At 53.5% G+C, this 18,804-nt stretch carries 18 protein-coding genes; 10 read left to right on the forward strand and 8 right to left on the reverse strand.

Going from position 1 to position 18,804, the window contains the following annotated elements; translation table 11 throughout:
- Positions 1-284: 284 nt before the first annotated feature.
- Both ileS and NITSA_RS11700 read left to right on the forward strand, forming a co-directional pair.
- Entirely contained in the window at positions 285-3,041 is a 2,757-nt protein-coding gene (ileS, locus tag NITSA_RS03205) for an isoleucine--tRNA ligase (protein ID WP_013553591.1), read from the forward strand.
- The gene (locus NITSA_RS11700) at positions 3,034-3,156 is read left to right on the forward strand and encodes a hypothetical protein (RefSeq protein WP_013553592.1); all 123 of its coding nucleotides are present in this window, start codon (positions 3,034-3,036) and stop codon (positions 3,154-3,156) included. The genes ileS and NITSA_RS11700 overlap by 8 nt, the downstream gene beginning before the upstream one ends.
- A gap of 45 nt (positions 3,157-3,201) precedes the next feature.
- Here the strand turns inward: NITSA_RS11700 and NITSA_RS03210 are convergent, their stop codons facing one another.
- From NITSA_RS03210 to hemW, 7 genes are all read right to left on the reverse strand, one after another.
- The gene (locus NITSA_RS03210; protein WP_013553593.1) at positions 3,202-3,615 is read right to left on the reverse strand and encodes a hypothetical protein; all 414 of its coding nucleotides are present in this window, start codon (positions 3,613-3,615) and stop codon (positions 3,202-3,204) included.
- 60 nt (positions 3,616-3,675) lie between these two features.
- A complete protein-coding gene (locus NITSA_RS10775; RefSeq protein ID WP_013553594.1) occupies positions 3,676-4,497 on the reverse strand; it encodes an NlpC/P60 family protein in 822 nt (273 codons plus the stop codon).
- Between the two features lie 27 nt (positions 4,498-4,524).
- Positions 4,525-4,686: a hypothetical protein gene (locus NITSA_RS11385; protein ID WP_013553595.1), complete on the reverse strand. Its 162-nt coding sequence runs from the start codon at positions 4,684-4,686 to the stop codon at positions 4,525-4,527.
- 12 nt (positions 4,687-4,698) lie between these two features.
- Positions 4,699-5,730, reverse strand: coding sequence for a tRNA preQ1(34) S-adenosylmethionine ribosyltransferase-isomerase QueA (queA, locus tag NITSA_RS03220; RefSeq protein ID WP_013553596.1), 1,032 nt, complete (start codon positions 5,728-5,730; stop codon positions 4,699-4,701).
- Positions 5,720-6,844, reverse strand: coding sequence for a twin-arginine translocase subunit TatC (gene tatC / locus NITSA_RS03225; protein ID WP_013553597.1), 1,125 nt, complete (start codon positions 6,842-6,844; stop codon positions 5,720-5,722). Before tatC ends, queA begins: the two co-directional genes overlap by 11 nt.
- Positions 6,844-7,401, reverse strand: coding sequence for a Sec-independent protein translocase protein TatB (gene tatB, locus NITSA_RS10780; protein WP_013553598.1), 558 nt, complete (start codon positions 7,399-7,401; stop codon positions 6,844-6,846). The genes tatC and tatB overlap by 1 nt, the downstream gene beginning before the upstream one ends.
- Before the next feature lie 303 nt (positions 7,402-7,704).
- The gene (gene hemW / locus NITSA_RS03235) at positions 7,705-8,757 is read right to left on the reverse strand and encodes a radical SAM family heme chaperone HemW (protein WP_013553599.1); all 1,053 of its coding nucleotides are present in this window, start codon (positions 8,755-8,757) and stop codon (positions 7,705-7,707) included.
- Between the two features lie 115 nt (positions 8,758-8,872).
- On the opposite strand from hemW, the gene NITSA_RS03240 reads away from it, so the two are divergent.
- From NITSA_RS03240 to NITSA_RS03270, 7 genes are all read left to right on the forward strand, one after another.
- Positions 8,873-9,349, forward strand: a complete 477-nt coding sequence (locus tag NITSA_RS03240; RefSeq protein WP_013553600.1) for an RNA pyrophosphohydrolase — start codon at positions 8,873-8,875, stop codon at positions 9,347-9,349.
- Positions 9,350-10,555 carry an aspartate kinase gene (locus NITSA_RS03245; RefSeq protein WP_013553601.1) on the forward strand — a complete coding sequence of 402 codons (1,206 nt, stop codon included), beginning with the start codon at positions 9,350-9,352 and terminating at the stop codon, positions 10,553-10,555.
- The gene (locus NITSA_RS03250) at positions 10,555-11,100 is read left to right on the forward strand and encodes a HobA family DNA replication regulator (RefSeq protein ID WP_013553602.1); all 546 of its coding nucleotides are present in this window, start codon (positions 10,555-10,557) and stop codon (positions 11,098-11,100) included. The genes NITSA_RS03245 and NITSA_RS03250 overlap by 1 nt, the downstream gene beginning before the upstream one ends.
- Entirely contained in the window at positions 11,100-11,738 is a 639-nt protein-coding gene (locus NITSA_RS03255; RefSeq protein ID WP_013553603.1) for a DNA polymerase III, delta' subunit, read from the forward strand. Before NITSA_RS03250 ends, NITSA_RS03255 begins: the two co-directional genes overlap by 1 nt.
- Positions 11,739-11,749: 11 nt before the next feature.
- Positions 11,750-12,892, forward strand: a complete 1,143-nt coding sequence (gene folP / locus NITSA_RS03260; RefSeq protein ID WP_013553604.1) for a dihydropteroate synthase — start codon at positions 11,750-11,752, stop codon at positions 12,890-12,892.
- Between the two features lie 108 nt (positions 12,893-13,000).
- Positions 13,001-15,031 (forward strand): HsdM family class I SAM-dependent methyltransferase, encoded by a 2,031-nt coding sequence (locus NITSA_RS03265; protein ID WP_013553605.1) that lies wholly within the window; start codon positions 13,001-13,003, stop codon positions 15,029-15,031.
- 17 nt (positions 15,032-15,048) lie between these two features.
- Complete coding sequence (locus NITSA_RS03270; RefSeq protein ID WP_042203652.1) at positions 15,049-16,137, forward strand: restriction endonuclease subunit S; 1,089 nt, start codon at positions 15,049-15,051, stop codon at positions 16,135-16,137.
- Positions 16,138-16,254: 117 nt separating this feature from the next.
- Here the strand turns inward: NITSA_RS03270 and NITSA_RS03275 are convergent, their stop codons facing one another.
- Positions 16,255-16,701, reverse strand: a complete 447-nt coding sequence (locus tag NITSA_RS03275; protein WP_013553607.1) for a DsrE family protein — start codon at positions 16,699-16,701, stop codon at positions 16,255-16,257.
- Positions 16,702-16,804: 103 nt separating this feature from the next.
- On the opposite strand from NITSA_RS03275, the gene ligA reads away from it, so the two are divergent.
- A complete protein-coding gene (gene ligA / locus NITSA_RS03280; protein ID WP_013553608.1) occupies positions 16,805-18,778 on the forward strand; it encodes an NAD-dependent DNA ligase LigA in 1,974 nt (657 codons plus the stop codon).
- Positions 18,779-18,804 lie beyond the last annotated feature (26 nt).

The following is an 18,804-nucleotide window of genomic DNA, read 5'->3' on the forward strand; positions in this document are numbered from 1 at the left end:
TGGAGAATGGAAAATTGAGGATGGAGAATGGAGAATTTTGGAGTAAGAGAGGCTTTTATGCTCTCTGGATGATTCTCATCCGGTTTTTCAATAGACAAACAACCAAACAATAAAACTTCTCAACACTCAACACTCAACTCTCCCAATGACCAGTGACCTTATGCCCTTTTTGATAAAGGTGCCGCAGAGTGGTGCGGAGATGCCCATTTCCTGAGAGATTTTTGCTCCTAAACCTCTTTAAGATATAATCCCCTCAATTTCATAAGCTCCAAGGATGTGCCCAGATGGATTACAAAGAGACTTTGCTGCTTCCTAAAACCGATTTCCCTATGCGGGGAAATCTTCCGAAAAACGAGCCCCTTCGCTATACCAAATGGTTTGAAGAGGGCGCCTACGATCGGATGAAAGCCAACCGTGAGGGGCGTAAGATGTTTACCCTCCACGACGGCCCTCCCTACGCCAACGGCGAGATCCACATCGGCCACGCCCTCAATAAGATCCTCAAAGACATCATCGTCAAACACCACTACTTCCAGGGTGAAGCGGTACGCTACACCCCGGGCTGGGATTGCCACGGCTTGCCCATCGAACAGAAGGTCGAGGAGCGCATCGGCAAAGCGAAAAAAGATGCGATGCCCGTCAGTGAGTTTCGGGCACTCTGCCGGGAGCATGCCGCCAAATACATCGAGATCCAAAAAGAGGGTTTCAAATCCCTGGGGGTCATCGGCGACTGGGAAAACCCCTACGTGACGATGGATTTCGCCTTCGAGGCCAACATTTACCGCACCCTCTGCGACGTGGCCAAAAAGGGACTGCTGGTGGAGCGCAACAAGCCGGTCTACTGGTCCTGGGCGGCCGAGAGCGCCCTGGCCGATGCCGAGGTGGAGTATAAGGACAAAGAGGATTACTCCATCTATGTCGCTTTCGAACTTTCCGACAAGGCCAAGGAGGAGCTGGATATCCACGGCAAAGCAGCGGTGGTGATCTGGACCACGACCCCCTGGACCCTGCCCGCCAATACCGGGATCGCCCTAGCGCCCGAAGAGAATTACGTGCTCACCGACGACGGGTACATCGTGGCCGAGAGCCGCTACGACGCCCTGATCGAGGAGGGAGTGGTCTCGGGCCACGCCGTGCGCAGATTCTCGGCCAAAGAGTTGGAGAACAAGCTGGCCATCAACCCCCTTAATGGCCGGCCCTCCCAGATCATCCTGGGCGAGCATGTGGAGCTCGACGGCGGGACCGGAGCGGTTCACACCGCCCCCGGCCACGGAGAGGATGACTATTTTGCCGGGCTCAAATACGGCTTGGAAGTCTTGATGCCGGTCGATGACCAGGGACGCTACGACGAGAGCATCGTAGGCCATCAGCTCCTCCCCGAGCCGGAGAAGTTCGTGGGGATGCATATCTTTGACGCCAACGAAAAGATTCTGGAACTCCTGGGGGACGCACTGCTCAAATCGAGCAAGTTCACCCACTCCTACCCCCACTGTTGGCGGACCAAGAAGCCGGTGATCTACCGGGCGACCAAGCAGTGGTTCATCGCGGTGGATGCCAAGCCGGAGGGGTCCGAAGAGACCCTGCGCGGCCTGGCGCTCAAGGGGATCAAGGAGACAACCTTCTACCCCGATTGGGGACGCAACCGCCTGCGCTCGATGGTTGAGGGGCGGCCCGACTGGTGTATCTCCCGCCAGCGTACCTGGGGAGTGCCCATCGCCTTTTTCCGGGTCAAAAAGACCAAAGAGGTGATCCTGGACGAAAAGGTGCTCAACTTCATCGCCGCCATCTTCGAGCGAGAGGGGTGCGACGCCTGGTACGACCGCCCCATCGAAGAGCTCCTCTATCCCGGCAGCGGCTACAAACCCGAAGAGCTGGAGAAGGTCAACGACATCCTCGACGTCTGGTTTGACAGCGGTTCGACCTGGAACGCCGTGCTCAAATCCCGCCGCTACGACGCCGGAGAATTCCCCGCCGATATGTATCTGGAGGGGAGCGACCAGCACCGGGGTTGGTTCCAGAGCTCTCTGCTGCTGAGTTCGGCGATCAATTTCCATCCCCCCTACCGCTCCATCCTCACCCACGGCTTCACCGTCGATGAGAACGGGGAGAAGATGTCCAAATCGAGGGGCAACGTCGTTGCGCCCCAGAAGGTCACCCAGCAGTTCGGTTCGGAAATCCTGCGGCTCTGGGTGGCGCTGAGCGACTATCAGAGCGACTTGAAGATCAGCGACGGCATCCTCAAGCAGACGGCAGAGCAGTATCGCAAGATCCGCAATACCTTCCGCTTCCTCTTGGCCAATGTCAACGATCTCAAGGCCCTGCGCCCCGTCGAAGAGCTGGGAGAGCTGGACCGCTGGATCCTCGCCGAAGCGGGCGAAGTCTTCGCCGAGGTCAAAGGCTCCTTCGACGCTTATGAATTCTCCCGGGGATTCTCACGGCTCAACAATTTCCTGACCAATGAGCTCAGCGGGATCTATATGGATATCTCCAAAGACCGGCTCTACTGTGACGCTCCCGACGCTCCCGGCCGCCGGGGTGCCCAGACGGCGATGGCGATGATCGCCCGCAGTATGCTGGCCCTGATCGCCCCCACGCTCACCTATACCGCCGACGAGGTGTTGGAGTATGCGCCGGCGGTGATCAAAGGGGAGTGGAACGACGTCTTCGATATGGAGTATACGCCGCTGCCCGAGCTGAGCAAGCCCTTCGACGACGGAGTGCTCCTGGCGGCCAGAGAAGCTTTCAGCGAAGCGGTGGACTGGCTCAAGAAGGAGAAGGTGATCAAAGCGACCCTGGAGCTGGCCATTGCCGGTCCGGTGGAGCAGTTACCGCTTCAGAATCCCAAGGATCTGGAAGATTGGTTCGTGGTCAGTGCCGTGGCACCGGAGTTGGAGACCGAAGAGTTGGGGAGTTTCAGTGTGGACGATCTGCGCTTTACGATCCATCGGGCTCCGGCACAGAAATGCCCCCGCTGCTGGCGCTACAGTTCTACCGGTGAAGAGAAGCTCTGCGAGCGCTGCGCCGAGGTGATGGATGCCTGATCTCTCCCAGCCCGTCACTCCGGGAGTCATCATCGGCTCCATCGGATTCATCGCGCTCTGTGTCGTGATCGGTTTGGGGGTAGTGGCCTATTACAAGAAGAGAATTAAGCGTTGAACGCTGAGGGTTGAAAGGGCCGCCTTCGGCAGCAAACCGAAATTTCTATTTATTATTTTCTACTTTTTTCTCGTTTCCTTCATTTTCTTCCAAACCTACTGCTGAAAAGACTTCGGAGAAGGCTTTGCGCACGGCGCTGGGCCCCTGGGAAGGGTCCCGGTGGATCTTGGTCGATTCGAAGACCTGCATCGCTTTGCTGTGACGATACTTCTCGTTGGCTTTTTCCCGCTCTTTTACCTCTTTGACCATCTTTTTATACTCTTGTTTCTCCGCTTCGGTCGCGTTCTTTTCATTGAAGAAGGGAAGGGTGCCGAAGATACTGGGGCCCTCTTTGAGGGTACGGTGAGGAAGTTTGGTCGATTCGAAAACCGCCAGCGGGGCGCTGATGGGGCGGGCGGTGAGCATCGTGAACGAAGCGGCGATCAAGACAAAAAGAATTTTTTTTGACGAGCTGGGCATGGATCCAGTCCTTTTTTGAGAACTATCATACCCTAAAGGGACTCAGAGAACAAAGCTCCCTCAAAGCTCCTTGATGAAGGCGTCGGGGTTGAACTCGTGTCGGGCGTTGGGGAGGACCTGCTGTGCATCTTCGCGGGTGGCGAAGGGGCCGACGAGGAGGCGTTTCATCCCCTGGATGCCCGGCACCGAGCGGTAGTCGTAGCCCAGGGCGGTAATGTGGGCGAGCCATTTGGGATCGGGTCTGCCCCGGAAGGAGCCGACCTGGATGAACCAGCGGCCGTGGTCGGCAGTGACCTTCTTAGGCACGCTGTAGCACTGTTTGCACTCGGCGTTGGTGGAGGCGATGCGGATCGGGGCGATGGGTTTGAAGCTGCCCTCGGGGCCCTCCTCGGGGAGCCAGCGCCGGCAGATACGGATACGGGAACGGTAGTAGGGGCTTGTGATCGAACTGATCTTGACCCCCTGTTTTTCGTTGGCGGCATGCTCGAATTTTCCGTCGCCGATATAAATCCCCACGTGGGTAATCTGCCCGGTCTTTCTGGGGGTGGTGTCGAAGAAGATCAGGTCGCCGTATTTGAGCCCGCTGACGGGGACCTTTTTGCCCACTTTGGCCTGTTCCCGGGCGACGCGGGGGACGTGCTTCATATTCATACTGGCGTAACAGTAGTAGACCAGCCCCGAGCAGTCGAAGGCGTCGGGCCCTTCTTCGGCCCAGACATAGGGTTTGCCCAGTTGGTCGTCGAGGAGCTCTTTGAGCGCCTCTTTGTGGGGTTTGTGGTAGCGGACCTTGGGTTTGTGGATGGTGTAGTCGTATTTGGGGCCGCAACCGGCAAGGAGAAGGAAGAGTGCGACGAGAAAAAGCGCGGGATAATATTTTTTCATATAGGCATTATAACACGCCGGGATGGATCAATCTTTGAGCATATCGTTGATCCGTTTGGTGTCGGGGTCTTCGTTGGGGTCTTTTTTGGGTTTGCGCATCTCCCGGAAGAGGAGATAGAGCAGTGTCGCGGCGATCAGGACGATCGCGATATGCAGGGAGAGATAGCGGGGATCGAGGATCATATCCATTTTTGACTCCTTTTAGAGGATGAGCATGGCGTCGCCGTAGCTGTAGAATCGGTACCCTTCTCGGATCGCTTCCCGGTAAAGCTCGAGGGTCTTTTCCCGCCCGATAAAAGCGCTGACGAGCATGATGAGGGTGCTCTTGGGCAGGTGAAAATTGGTCAGGAGGTGGTTGACCCTCCGGGGAGGATTGCCCGGGTGCAAAAAGAGATCACACTCCCCCTCGGTACGGCTCGTGCGGGCGAAATACTCCACGGTGCGGGTGACGGTGGTGCCCACGGCGAGCAGGGGAGCGTCGCCGCGCAGGTACTCCGCCGCCTCGGGAGGGATGCGGAAATATTCCGAATGCATGGGGTGCTCGAGGATCTTTTCGCTTTCCACGGGCTTGAAGGTGCCGGCTCCCACGTGCAGGGTGAGGGTGTAGCAGGGGTGAGTGCTTTTGAGACGCTCCAGCTGCTCGGGGGTGAAGTGGAGCGATGCGGTCGGGGCGGCGACGGCCCCGGCCTCTCTGGCGAAGAGGCTCTGGTAGTGCCGAGTATCTTCGGGGGTATCCTCCCGGTTCATATAAGGAGGCAGAGGCACGTGGCCGATGCGCTCCAGGATCTCTACCAAACGGGAAAAATCTAGCTCCTTGTCCTCTTGATAGAAACGCACTCTGCGGGCACCGTCAGGCAGGAGGGCGCGCACCTCGGCCTGTAGCCCCTCATCGAAACTCAGGCGCGTCCCCTCACGCACCCGCCCCCGGATCATCGCCAGGTATTCGTTGTCCGGCAGCGGCTTGTTGAGCAGGAGCTCTACGCGGCCGCCTGTGGCTTTGGTGCCGTAGAGCCGTGCTTTGATGACCCGGGTATCGTTGAGGAAAAGCGCCGTCTCAGAGGGGAGGAAGCGCTCCAGATCGCGGAAACGGGCGTGGTGGATGCTCCCGTCACGCCGGTCGAAGACCAGCATCCGGGCGGCGTCGGGAGGTTCGACGGGCTGAGTGGCTATCTGCTTGGGGGGAAGGGTATAGTCGTAACTCTGGGTCAGCCAATCAAGCTCGTCAGCTTTCATGGGATTCAGAGCCTTTCTCCAGGGCTTCGAATTCCCGCTCGGCCTTTTCGAACTCATCCTCTTCCTCTTCTTCGTCATCCTCCTTTTCTTCGGGCTTGTAGGGGTTGACATAGTGGACGATGAGGATCGAGAGGCCATAGAGCAGGATCAGCGGTGCCGCCATCAAAAGCTGGGTGAGCACATCCGGCGGGGTCAGGAAGGCTGCCAGGAGGAAAATAATGACGATGGCGTATTTGAAGTAGTCTTTGAGGGTCTTGTCGGTGATGAGCCCAAGTAGGGCCAGGAAGTAGGCGACCACCGGCAGCTCGAAAGCGATCCCGAAGCCGATGAGGATTTTGGTGAAGAAGCCCACGTAGTCTTCGATATTGATCAGTGGCGTATAGAGGAAGGAGCCGAAGGTGATGAGGAATTGGAATCCGAAGGGGGTGACGACGTAGTAGGCGAAGAGGACCCCGATCAGGAACATCACCGATCCGCCGACGACAAAGGGGAGGACCATCTTTTTCTCATTGTCGTAGAGACCGGGAGCGATGAAGAGCCAGAGCTGCCAGAGGATCACCGGCATCGCCATCAGGATCCCGGCAAAGAAGGAGACTTTGAGGGCGACGAAGAAGGCCCCGCCCACCTGGTGGGTGGTGATCATTCCGTTAAAGCTCTTTTCGCGGAGGTTCTGGTTGACTGCCTGGCGGGTGAGGTTCTCCTCTTTGACCAGGGCTTTGCGCAGGATCCGGCTGTTGCGCGCCAGCTCCTCCGCGGCGGAGGCCGCCTGGCTCAGAAGCTTTTGCAGTTTGGGGTTTTGGGTGGCCTGGGAAGCTTCGGCCAGAGTACGGTGGAGCTTCTCGGCGCTTTGGGCGTGGTCGCTCAAAAGAGCGGGGCTTTTGGAAGGGGCCAGCGTGGCGTTGTGCTCGTTGCCAGAGATCTTCCACGTCCCCATCTCCCGTTTTTCGACGATTTTGCCGACCTGGATCAGGGCATTGTTGAGGGGTTTGGTTATCCATCCGAGAATGGCGTTGTGAAAGGTGAAGGCGATGATGAAGCCGACAAAGACGGCGAGAACGGAGATGGCCAGGCGTTGGCGGAGTTCCGCCAGGTGGGGTTTCATACTCTCAAACATCAGGCGTTCGCTTCATTATCGAGGTGTTTGAACCCGGCAGGCCGGGATGATTCTTTGGGGCTGCTTTCGGGGCCCTTGTCCTCGACGGAGGGAGTTTCGGCCGTTTGTGCCTCCGCGGAGTTTTCCGCCTCTTCGAGGGCTTTGCGGGCCATCTCTTTGTATTCGGTAACCCCCGGACGCTGAGATGTTTCGCCGGTCGGTTCATCCTCTTCCAGGAGATCATCGACCGATTCGTTGAGCCGATCGGTCGGCATACCGCTTCGGGCGATCTCAATCGCCTCTTGCAACTCATCGGTATGGTTGGAGATGGCGTTTTTGAAGCCGCTGATATCCGAGCCGACTTCGCTGAGGCTTTGACGATAGCTTAGCGCCTCTTCCTTGAGCTCCTTGAGATGGAGCTCCTCTTCAAAGGTGCTCTTGGCTTCGTTGATGGTCTTGCGGACACTGTTGAAAAACTTGGCGATCTGCACCATCGCCTCGGGGAGTTTGTCCGGCCCCAGAAAGAGGATGGCCACCAGGGCGATCACCAATATTTCGCTGAAACCCATTCCAAACATGGGACTCCTTCTATCCCCGTCTTTCGGGGAGAAATTGGGTCAATTTTACCCAAAAAAATTATGTTAATGGAGAATGGAGAACTTATGGATGGATTTTTAAGGTATTAAACTGGATAGTATTATTCTCATTCCGGACTGCGCTTTCACTCGATAGCTCTGGCAGTCGCAAACACCTGCGGTGCCCCTTCGGGGTTGAGTGCTCCTTTGTCGCCATCGAGTGAAAGCTCCATTGCAAACATCGGGTTAATGGTCACGCGGAGTAATAACTTCGGCAATGGTTTCATAGAACAGCATAATTATGCACTAATCCATCAGAAAGAGGACGAGTTCATCGGCTAGAAAGAGATCGGGGTTGCGGTAGCCGCCGGGACGGGTGAGGAGTTTGCCCTCCCTGACCAGCAGTCGGGCCCGTTCCCGTTCCGAAGGGCTGAGCCAGGCTTCGTCGACACCCAGTCGGGAGCGCAATCCCAAAAAGAGGCGCTCGGTCTTGAGATCTTCCGCGGAGAGGATCTCGGTCCGATGGGAGAGCGGGTTCGCCAGGTAGCGATCCAGGGCGGTAGGGGGGTAGTAGCGGCGGTCCTGCCGGAAGCCCACCGCTCCCGCCCCCAGCCCGATGTAGTCTTTTAGCTGCCAATAGCCCAGATTGTGGCGGCAGGGATCGCCGAAATTTGAGATCTCGTACTGGGGCAAGCCCCGCTCTTCGATCGCCCGGGCCATCCATCGGGCCAGGGCCACATTCTCCTGGCGTACGTCAGGCGTTTGGGCGAAGGGGGTGCCTTCTTCGATGGTCAGCTCGTAGGCGGAGAGGTGACCGACGGGAAGGTCCGAGGCGATGTCGAGATCCCGATTGAGCAGCTCACGGTCATCTCCGGCGCAGTTGTAGATCAGATCGAGGGAGAGGCGCTTGAAGCCTATGTCGGCAGCACGCTCCACCGCTTCGATTGCCTGCCGGGGTGTGTGGGCCCGCCCCAGGCGCTTGAGCTTGTCGGGGTCGAAGCTCTGGACCCCGAAACTGATCCGGTTGATCCCCAGCGCTTTCATTCCCTTCAGCCACGTGTCCGAAGCGGAGTTGGGGTTGGCTTCGCAATTGAGCTCCGCTTCGGAGGCCAGGTAGGGTTTGAGGGTTTCAAAAAGAGGGGCGTAGAGTTCGGGTGGGACCGTGCTGGGGGTTCCGCCGCCGATGAAGAGAGTTTCGATGGAGCCGGGGGTCGCCTCGAAGCGCTCCAGTTCAAAGAGGAGTTGACGGTGCAGCGCCTTCATATAGTCCGGGCGGGTATCAAAGCGCCCGGTATAGGAGTTGAAACTGCAATAATGGCATTTGGAATCGCAGTAGGGGATGTGAATATAAAGCAGCATATTTTGGAGAAAACTCCTCTCGTTTCAAAAGGCTGTAATGCCTTTTCCGTTAAAATAGTAGCAAAATAATTGTGCTTCGTCCGCTAGTGCGGCAGGCACGGCAAGCGGGTTGACAATGGGAAAATATAAAGAGTATCGGCCCAATGTGGCCGCCATTGTACTCTCGCCGAACTATCCGGAACGCAAAGAGTTTATGATCGCCCGACGCAAAGGGATGCGCAAGGGGTGGCAGTTTCCCCAGGGAGGGATCGACGAGGGCGAATCTCCCCGGGAAGCGCTGCTGCGTGAACTGAAGGAGGAGATCGGAACCGACGAAGTAGAGATTATCGCCGAGTATCCCGAGTGGATCAGCTACGATTTTCCCAAAAAGAGTCGGAACCCCAGACGTTACCCTTTCAAAGGGCAGCGCCAGAAGTATTTTCTGGTCAAGCTCAAAGAGGGGGCGAAGATCGATCTCAACTCCTTCGAAGCACCGGAGTTTGAAGAGTACAAATATGTGGAGATGGACGAACTGTTCCGCCGGATCACCTTTTTCAAACGAAGGGTCTATCGGCAGGTGGTCGACTATTTCATCAAAAAAGGATTGTTGTAGATGCTCATCGTACAGAAATACGGCGGAACCAGTGTCGGAAGCCTGGAACGCATCGAAAATGTCGCCAAGCGAGTGGCCAAGGCACGGGAAGAGGGGAATGATCTGGTCGTGGTCGTCTCGGCTATGAGCGGGGAGACCAACAAGCTCATCGACTATGCCCACCACTTCTCCAAGACCCCTTCCAAGCGGGAAATGGATATCCTGCTCAGCTCCGGCGAGCGGGTCACTGCTTCGCTTTTGGCCATCGCTTTGCAGGAGATGGGCTACGACGCCATTGCGATGACCGGCCGTCAGGCGGGGATCAAGACCGACGGCACCCACACCTATGCCCGAATCGAGTCGATCGATACTTCCGCCATCGAAGAGCGGATCAAAGAGGGCAAGATCGTCATCGTCGCCGGTTTTCAGGGGATCAATGAGAAGGGAGAGGTCACGACCCTCGGCCGGGGCGGCAGCGACCTCAGCGCTGTGGCGCTGGCGGGGGCCCTGCACGCCGATGCCTGTGAAATCTATAGCGACGTCGACGGCATCTACACTACTGATCCGCGTATTGAACCCAAAGCCAAAAAGCTCGATTACATCTCCTACGACGAGATGCTGGAGCTCTCCAGCCTGGGAGCGAAGGTTTTGCAGAACCGCTCCGTGGAACTGGCCAAGAAGATGGGGGTCAAGATCATCGCCAAGAGTTCGTTCAGTGACGGACCGGGTACAATTATCGCAGAGGAGAATGAAGCAATGGAAGCAGTTTTGGTCAGCGGAATCGCACTAGATAAGAATCAGGCAAGGGTCTCCTTGCGGGATGTGGAGGATCGTCCCGGGATCGCGGCGGAGATCTTCAACCGCCTGGCCGATGAGCAGATCAATGTCGATATGATTATCCAGAATGCCAGCAAAGAGGGGAAGACCAACCTCGGTTTTACCGTCCCCCAGAGTGAGCTGGAGGCGGCCAAGAAGGTCATCGGCAGCTTCGAGAAGGATTTCGGCGAAGCCGATTACGATGAGAATGTCTGCAAAGTCTCCATCGTCGGGGTCGGGATGAAGTCCCACAGCGGCATCGCCGCCAAAGCCTTCAGCGCGATGGCCGAGAATAACATCAACATCGAGATGATCTCCACCAGTGAGATCAAGATCTCGATGATCGTCGACGAAAAATACGGCGAATTGGCGGTACGGGTGCTCCACGAGACCTACGAACTGGATAAATAATGCAGCAGCTCCTGGAGTGGACCCTGGAGGCGATCCGGGCTGAGAATTCCGATTTCAGCTGGATGGAGGAGTTTCGCTTCGACTGGGTCCCCCCCGCCAAAAGTGCCGTCTCTCGGCTCCTGGAGGGGCAGAGTATGCTGCTGCTGACCGATCCGGCCCGGGAGTGGTTCGCTCATTATGTCCTGGGCTCCATCAACAACCCCCAGCGCCGCCGCCCCTTTCTCCCGGTCTATCCCCTGAAGCAGCTTTTCCCCAACCTCCCGGAGATCGAGAGTTCCCAGGATCAGCAACTGCTGGAGGATATGCTGGAGATCTCTTTTCCCGAGGGGTATTTTTTCTGGTATATCGGCGAGGGGAGCCACCGCTACGCCAAGATCGCCCTGAGTAACGAAGGGAATTTCCTCTGGCTTTTGGATGAGCAGGTCCCGGGGAGCTTTTCCCTGCGCCGGCACGACCCGCTCCTGGATATCAAGCTCCTGCAACTCTATCGCCTCTTCGACCGGACGGTGGAGGCGGCCCTCTTCAATGAGGTGGCGTTGGATTGATGGATTGGCTCAAAAGCCGGGTCCTGGTGACCTCCGCCCCCTTCGAAAGCCTTGCCGAGGAGATCGGAGAATCGGTTCAGCGTATGGGAGCAAGGCTCATCCCCATCCTCAGGGAAGGGAGCTTCAAGGTCGAGGATGTCTCCCTGGCCCTGGAAAAGGCTTATCTGGCCAGCGAAGAGCCCCAGGTGATCCTGCTGGGGGGTGACAGCTTCAGCGACGTAGTGCAGAACAAACTCCTCAAAGTGATCGAAGAGCCTCCCCCCAACAAGAGTTTCATCCTCCTTTTTCGCTCCAAAGCTTCAGTGTTGCCCACGATCCGCTCCCGCCTGCCCATCACAGTGATGGATCGGGGAAGGGCGGATGTCGAGCTGGAGCTCGACGTGAAAAACCTGGAGATCGCTTCGGTCTATGACTTTCTCCAAAAACACAACCGCATCGGGGCTGCGGAGGCGCGTCCCCTGGTGGAGGCTCTCCTGAAAAAGGCCATCGAGAGCGGAGCGTACGATCTGGACGAGCGGGCGCTGGATACTTTTCGGGATGTCGTGAGGGCCCTGGATGTGGGATCGCCGGGCTCCTTTGTCCTGACCACGGTGCTGCTGAAGCTTTTGGCCAAACGCAAGCGCCGGCAGAAACGCTGAAAGGAGTGCTGATGGAGCTTTATCGGATCGGAATCGTACGGGAACGCAAGCGGGTCCTCCGGGAACTCGGTGTCGAGAGCGGCGGGGTGAAGATTATGGCGGAGAAGATGCAGACCCTCTGGATCAAGATCCGCCGTCTGCGCACACCCGCCGCCAACATCCTCAAGCAGGATGCCCTGAGTATCGGCGCCGACCTGGCGGTGCCGAGCGGTGTGATCACCTGCGAGACGGAGTATGTGGATGCCCTGCTCATCGCTACCCGCGCCCAATTGCGGACCTTGGCTCGCAAAGAGCGGGCCCAACCCTTCGGCCTGAAGCGTCTGGCGGGGGAGTTGGAGGGCTTTTTGAATGAGCCCGGAGAGCCGGTGAAGATTATGGGGGTCCTCAATGCCAACGAGGACAGCTTTTACGCCGGAAGCCGCTTTCTGGGTGAGGCGGCCGTTGAGAGGATCGAGGCGATGATCGGGGAGGGCGCGGCGATCATCGACATCGGCGGCGTCTCCTCCCGCCCCGGATCGGAGCCGGTCTCTGCCGAAGAGGAGCTGGAACGGGTGCGCCCCATCTGTGAGGCGCTCGAGCGCTCAGGCCTGACGGAGAAAGCCCTCTTCAGTATCGACAGCTATACCCCTGCGGTGGTGGAGTATGCTCTCCAAAAAGGCTTCGGCCTCATCAACGATATCACCGGCGCGACGGATGAGCGCATTATCGCCCTGGCCAAGGCTTACCAGGCGCGGCTCTGCATTATGCATATGCAGGGCACCCCCCAGACGATGCAGCTCGATCCCCACTACGAGGATGTGACCGCCGAGGTGGATGCCTTTTTCACCGAGCGGATCGAAGCGTGCGAAGCGGCGGGCCTGTCGAGAGATCAGTTGATCTTGGATGTGGGGATCGGTTTCGGCAAAACCCTGGAGCACAATCTGGAACTTCTGCGCAACCACGCCAATTTCCTGCGCCACGGATGCGAACTGCTCATCGGCGCGAGTCGCAAATCGATGATCGACAGGATCATCCCCACCCCCACCGAAGCCCGTCTGCCCGGGACTTTGGCTATCCATCTCAAAGCGGTGGAGAACGGCGCCACCATTGTCCGTTGTCACGACGTGGCCGAGCATCGGCAGGCCTTGGCGGTTTGGGAAGCGATAGGACTTTGAGGGATGGAAGATCGAAAATTTCTCTTAATTTTTTATCTATAAAATATAAAGTTAGATTTTTTTTAGATTGAGCTATGATATCTCATAAAATAAAATGGAGTTTATAAGATGGCAAAAGTGCAATCAGTTGAACCTAATATCGCAGATTTAGTTAATGGATGGTTGAAGTCTTATAAGTTGCCTTACAAGCTTGAACAAGAATCTCTGAACAGCGAAATTGATAAGGCTTTGGATGAATACTACTCTAAAAGCGGAGGTAAGGGTGGGAATCGTCCTGATGCTAAACTTTTATTGCAAGATAAACAACTCAATTATTACCCAGTTCTTATTGAGTATAAAGGTTATAAAGGCAAGCTTGTAAAACTTGATGCTGACGGTCAGGTTGACAATATGACTGCAAAAAATGAGCCAAATTTTAATAATATTAAAAACTATGCTGTCAATGGAGCGGTTCATTATGCAAATGCTGTTTTACATCACACAAGTTATACTGATATTATCGCTATTGGTGTGACAGGCTACAAAGACAGCTCTGGTAAGCTACAGCATGAAATTGGTGTGTATTTTGTTTCAAAAGACAATTTTGGAGTTGGTCAAAAAGTAGGAGATTATACGGATCTTTCTTTTTTGGCTCCTGAATATTTTGATGATTTTATTGAAAAAGTAAAATCATTGAGTTTGTCAGATGAAGAATTAGAGAGAATTAAAGCACAGAGAGAAAAAGAAATTGATACCAGTTTACGCAAACTCAATCAGGATATTTACGAAAACGAAAAGGGTTTGTCTGAAAATGATCGTGTTTATCTTGTTGCCGCATCCATTATTGCCACATTGGGGGTTCCTAACAAAGTGGCACCTCTTGAAAAGTCAGAATTGAAATCATTAACCGAAGAGGGGAATCGTGACGGTGATATTATTGTTAGAAAAATTCGGGCGTTTTTAAAACATAAAAATATCCCGGAAGGCAAAAAGGAATTGATCGTCAGAACGCTCTCAAACACTTTATTAACGGAGAATATCAATAAGCCTGTCGATGGAGAAAGCCAGTTAAAACGTGTTTTTAGCAAGATAGTTGATGACTTGGGAATTTATTATAAAATTGGTTTAACTACTGACTTCACAGGTAAGCTGTTCAATGAAATGTACGGGTGGCTAGGCTTTTCTCAAGACAAACTAAATGACGTGGTTCTTACCCCTTCCTATATTGCAAATCTCTTGGTAAAGCTTGCACGAGTGAACAAAGATTCCTATGTATGGGACTTCGCTACGGGTTCAGCAGGTTTATTGGTGGCAGCTATGAATGAAATGATTAACGATGCAAGAAACACCATTGCATCTCCGGAAGAACTTGCGCATAAAGAAGCTAAAATCAAAGCAGAACAGCTCCTTGGATTAGAGGTCCTTTCCAATATTTATATGTTGGCAATTTTGAATATGATTTTGATGGGCGATGGTAGCTCCAATATTCTTAATGAGGATTCACTTACCTTTGATGGGAAATATGGCTATGGTAAAACTAATGAACGATTCCCAGCCGATGCATTTATCCTCAATCCCCCCTATTCGGCCGAAGGTAATGGTATGGTCTTTGTGGAAAAGGCCTTGAATATGATGAATAAAGGTTATGCCGCCATCATCATTCAAGGCTCAGCGGGTTCAGGAAAAGCTAAGGAGATTAACAAACGCATACTTAAAAAACATACACTAATTGCCAGTATAAAGATGCCAAGTGATCTTTTCATCGGTAAATCGAGTGTACAAACCTATATTTATGTGTTTCGTGTCAATGAAGCGCATCACAAAGATGAAAGGGTAAAGTTTATTGATTTTTCCAATGATGGTTATACTCGATCCAATCGTAAAAGAGCTAAAAATAATATTAAAGATACAGACCGTGCCAAAGAACGTTACCAAGAGCTCGTGGATTTGGTAAGATTTGGTAAAAGCAAACTGAATATATTGACCGAAAATGAATATTACGAAAACACGATTGATCCTGATAACGGTGCGGACTGGAATCAATCTATTCCAATAGATACCAAACCAACATTGGAAGATTTTAAACGCACTGTAAGCGATTATTTGGCATGGGAAGTCTCTCAACTTTTAAAGAAACAAGGAGATACTTCGGGAAAGTAGATTCCCCACTTAACAAAATGCTAGAAGATGTTGAGTGGGGTAAGTTTAGATTAGGTGATTTATTTGATATTGAGAGCACTTCAAGCTTTAATAAGGATAAGCTTACTGTTGGTGATGAGTATGACTATGTGACGAGAACTTCACAAAATCAAGGTATATTGCAGTCAACGGGATTTGTGAATGAAGAAAATCTTAATCCGGCTGGAGTTTGGAGCTTGGGGCTTTTGCAAATGGATTTCTTTTTTAGACGGAAGCCTTGGTACGCTGGACAATTTGTAAGAAAAATTATCCCCAAAATGGAGCTTGACGAATATTCGATTCAATGGATGTCTACAGTTTTAAATAAGCAGAGAAAGAAACTCTTATCTGTTTTAGTAAGAGATTTAGACGAAGCCTTTAAAAATACACTAGTTGAACTGCCAATAAAAAATGGAGAAATCAACTTCGACTTTATGGGTCATTTTATTGCAAAGATAGAAGCAGATCGTATCAAAAAACTGGATGCATATTTGTCTGCAACAGGATTTAAAGATTATTACCTAACTTCGGAAGAGCAGAAGGCTTTAGATGACTTTGAAGATGGGGATATTGATTGGGGTGAGTTTAAGTTAGGTGATTTGTTTTATATAGAGAGTACACAAAGTTTTAATAAAGATAGACTTACTGTTGGTGATGATTATGACTATGTGACGAGGACTTCACAAAATCAGGGTATATTGCAATCAACAGGATTTGTGAATAAAGAAAACCTTAATCCTGGGGGAGTTTGGAGTTTAGGGCTGTTGCAAATGGATTTCTTTTTTAGACAAAGACCTTGGTATGCTGGGCAATTTGTAAGAAAAGTTACCCCTAAAATAGAGCTTAGCCAATATTCGGTTCAATGGATGTCTGCAGTTTTAAATAAGCAGAAAAAGAAACTGTTGTCTGTTTTAGTAAGGGATGTGAATGAAACTTTTAAGAATATATTGGTTGAATTACCAATAAAAAATGGTGAAATCGACTTCGACTTTATAGAATGCTTTACATCTGCTATTCATAAATTGGTAATAAAAGATGTTGTGGAATATACAAATCAAAAAATTACAGCACACGACCAAATAGTTTAGTTAAACTTATATTATGTGTACTTACCGTAAGGCTTAAAACTCCAAACGCTATATACTTACACAGTAATTTATAATTATTCTTTCAACTTGAGGCCTGAAAGCCCATACTTGTGACTTTTAATAAGGTGCAAAAACGATCCACCCCGCTACGGCGCGCTCCAGGACTTCGGCGACGCCTGCCTGGCGGTAGATGATCCCGTCGATATACTCTTTTTTCTTCCATCCCATCGTTTTCATCGTGTTGAGGCAGCCGACCATCTCTACGTCGTAGCCGTCCATAAGCGATCGGAGGCGTTTGAGGGTTTTGGGATCGTAATCTTTGCGGATGACCCGCATGCCGGAGCTGTAGAAGACCATCGCTACCTGTAGGCTCTCCGGCGGATATTCATTGAGGACATTGTTGATGGCGCCGATGATGTGGTTGACGACGTGAATGTCATCCGTCTTGACGGGGACCACCCATTTCCTGGGATGGTCGAAACTGGGCTGCGGGTCGGAAAACTGCATTTTCGCGACGAGAGAGAGTGGCAGCAACAATATCAAAATCCAGAGCAGACGTCTCATCGATCTTCCTTTGTGAACAATAGCTCATTATAACAAATCGCCTCTGTGGCCGGCGTGTAAAATGGGTTATAATATCCTCAAAACCGAAGAACAAAGGCCGAGAATGATCCGTAATCACCAGGAGTATGAAGAGGCGGTCGCCAAGCTCAAACGCTGGGCCTACGCCTATTACGTCGAGGACAATCCGGAAGTGACCGATGAGGTCTATGACCGACTCTATCGGGAGGTGGAAGCTTACGAAAAGGCCCACCCTGATGAGATCGATCCGACTTCTCCGACCCAGAGGGTCGGCGCTCCTCTCAAAGAGGGGTTCAAAAAGGCGAAACACCTCAGCCGGATGTGGAGTATGGAGGATGTCTTCAACGCTGCTGAATTCGAAGAGTGGTTCAACCGTATCGACAAAAAGTATCCCGGTGAGCGCTACTACATCGAACCCAAATTCGACGGGGCGAGCCTCAACCTGATCTACGAAAACGGCCTGCTCAAGCAGGCGATCACCCGGGGTGACGGCGTGGAAGGGGAGGATGTGACCGCCAACGCCAAAACGATCCGCTCCATCCCCCTGGATATCGCTCATAAAAGCCTCATCGAGATCCGGGGCGAGGTGCTGATGACGATCGAAGAGTTCGAGCGGATCAACAAAGAGCGGATCGCGGCGGGGGAGCAGCCCTTCGCCAATCCCCGAAACGCGGCGGCGGGCAGCCTGCGCCAGCTCGATCCCTCCATCACCGCCAAGCGGAACCTCATCTTCCAGCCCTGGGGAGTGGGGGTCAATGACCTCGACTACGAATACCTCAGTGACCTGATGGGTTATGTCTATGACCTGGGCTTTCGCAAACCGCCGCTCAGAGAGGTCAAGCGCACCCCCAAAGAGATCGAAGCGGTCTATGAGAAATTGGACAAGATGCGCTCCCAACTTCCGGTGATGCTCGACGGAATGGTGGTCAAGGTGGATCGGATCGCTTTGCAGGAGATCCTGGGATATACGGTCAAATATCCCCGGTGGATGGTGGCCTATAAATTCCCGGCGGTGGAGAAGCAGACCAGATTGCTGGATGTGATCCCCCAGGTAGGCCGCACGGGGGTCATCACCCCGGTCGCGGTGCTGGAGCCGGTAGAGATCGAAGGGGTGGTCGTGGAGCGGGCGACCCTGCACAACTACGACTACATCGAGAAGCTCGACATTCGTATCGGCGATATGGTCACAGTCATTCGCAGCGGCGATGTGATCCCAAAGATCATCAAGGTCCTGCCCCAATACCGCACCGGAAAGGAGAAGCCGATCCAACGTCCCACCCGCTGCCCGGTCTGCGGCAGCGAAGTGCTCGACGAAGGGCCGCTGGTGAAGTGCCAGAACCTCTCCTGCCCCGCGCGGGTGGTCAACTCCATCATCTACTTCGCTTCCAAGCAGTGTATGAATATCGACGGCCTGGGCGAGAAGATCGTCCAGCAGCTCTATGACGCGGGGCTGGTGAAGGATGTGGAGGACCTCTACCATTTGAAGAAGGAGGACCTCCTCAAGCTGGAGGGCTTCGGGGAGAAAAAGGCGGAGAAACTCCTGGAGGCGATCGAAGCGTCGAAGGGTCGGGAGTGCTGGCGCTTCGTCAACGCCCTGGGGATTGAGCACATCGGGGAGGTGGCCAGTAAAAAGATCTGTGAAAAGTTCGGCCTCGATTTCATCCATGCCGACAAAGAAGCACTCCTCTCCATCGAAGGCTTCGGGGAAGAGATGGCTAACAGTTTCCTGGAGTTTATGCGGGTCAATGGGGAAAAGGTCAAGCGGCTGATGGAGATTGTCCGACCCAAACCGCCTCAAAAAGAGGAAGTAGTGGAGTCTCCCTTCACCGGCAAGACTGTGGTGCTTACCGGCGCGATGAAAAAGCCCCGTTCCGAGATCAAGGAGATGCTGGAGCACCTGGGAGCCCACGTGACGAATACAGTGTCGCATAAGACCGATTATGTGATCTACGGAGAGGACCCCGGGAGTAAATTCGACAAAGCCAAGCAGCTGGGAGTGACGCTGCTGCCCGAAGAGAAGATGTGGGAGATGCTGGGTGAGCAAGCCGAGGCGGAATAGAGTAGGTGCTTGTGCTTTATGAGCGA

The sequence above is a fragment of the Nitratifractor salsuginis DSM 16511 genome (genome assembly GCF_000186245.1).
GTDB lineage: Bacteria > Campylobacterota > Campylobacteria > Campylobacterales > Sulfurovaceae > Nitratifractor > Nitratifractor salsuginis.

What these genes read in the sequence shown, in the direction of transcription:
- ileS (WP_013553591.1), top strand. Translation starts at nt 285, where the DNA reads ATGGATTACAAAGAGACTTTGCTGCTTCCTAAAACCGATTTCCCTATG.
- NITSA_RS11700 (WP_013553592.1), top strand. Translation starts at nt 3,034, where the DNA reads ATGCCTGATCTCTCCCAGCCCGTCACTCCGGGAGTCATCATCGGCTCC.
- NITSA_RS03210 (WP_013553593.1), bottom strand. Translation starts at nt 3,615, where the DNA reads ATGCCCAGCTCGTCAAAAAAAATTCTTTTTGTCTTGATCGCCGCTTCG.
- NITSA_RS10775 (WP_013553594.1), bottom strand. Translation starts at nt 4,497, where the DNA reads ATGAAAAAATATTATCCCGCGCTTTTTCTCGTCGCACTCTTCCTTCTC.
- NITSA_RS11385 (WP_013553595.1), bottom strand. Translation starts at nt 4,686, where the DNA reads ATGGATATGATCCTCGATCCCCGCTATCTCTCCCTGCATATCGCGATC.
- queA (WP_013553596.1), bottom strand. Translation starts at nt 5,730, where the DNA reads ATGAAAGCTGACGAGCTTGATTGGCTGACCCAGAGTTACGACTATACC.
- tatC (WP_013553597.1), bottom strand. Translation starts at nt 6,844, where the DNA reads ATGTTTGAGAGTATGAAACCCCACCTGGCGGAACTCCGCCAACGCCTG.
- tatB (WP_013553598.1), bottom strand. Translation starts at nt 7,401, where the DNA reads ATGTTTGGAATGGGTTTCAGCGAAATATTGGTGATCGCCCTGGTGGCC.
- hemW (WP_013553599.1), bottom strand. Translation starts at nt 8,757, where the DNA reads ATGCTGCTTTATATTCACATCCCCTACTGCGATTCCAAATGCCATTAT.
- NITSA_RS03240 (WP_013553600.1), top strand. Translation starts at nt 8,873, where the DNA reads ATGGGAAAATATAAAGAGTATCGGCCCAATGTGGCCGCCATTGTACTC.
- NITSA_RS03245 (WP_013553601.1), top strand. Translation starts at nt 9,350, where the DNA reads ATGCTCATCGTACAGAAATACGGCGGAACCAGTGTCGGAAGCCTGGAA.
- NITSA_RS03250 (WP_013553602.1), top strand. Translation starts at nt 10,555, where the DNA reads ATGCAGCAGCTCCTGGAGTGGACCCTGGAGGCGATCCGGGCTGAGAAT.
- NITSA_RS03255 (WP_013553603.1), top strand. Translation starts at nt 11,100, where the DNA reads ATGGATTGGCTCAAAAGCCGGGTCCTGGTGACCTCCGCCCCCTTCGAA.
- folP (WP_013553604.1), top strand. Translation starts at nt 11,750, where the DNA reads ATGGAGCTTTATCGGATCGGAATCGTACGGGAACGCAAGCGGGTCCTC.
- NITSA_RS03265 (WP_013553605.1), top strand. Translation starts at nt 13,001, where the DNA reads ATGGCAAAAGTGCAATCAGTTGAACCTAATATCGCAGATTTAGTTAAT.
- NITSA_RS03270 (WP_042203652.1), top strand. Translation starts at nt 15,049, where the DNA reads ATGCTAGAAGATGTTGAGTGGGGTAAGTTTAGATTAGGTGATTTATTT.
- NITSA_RS03275 (WP_013553607.1), bottom strand. Translation starts at nt 16,701, where the DNA reads ATGAGACGTCTGCTCTGGATTTTGATATTGTTGCTGCCACTCTCTCTC.
- ligA (WP_013553608.1), top strand. Translation starts at nt 16,805, where the DNA reads ATGATCCGTAATCACCAGGAGTATGAAGAGGCGGTCGCCAAGCTCAAA.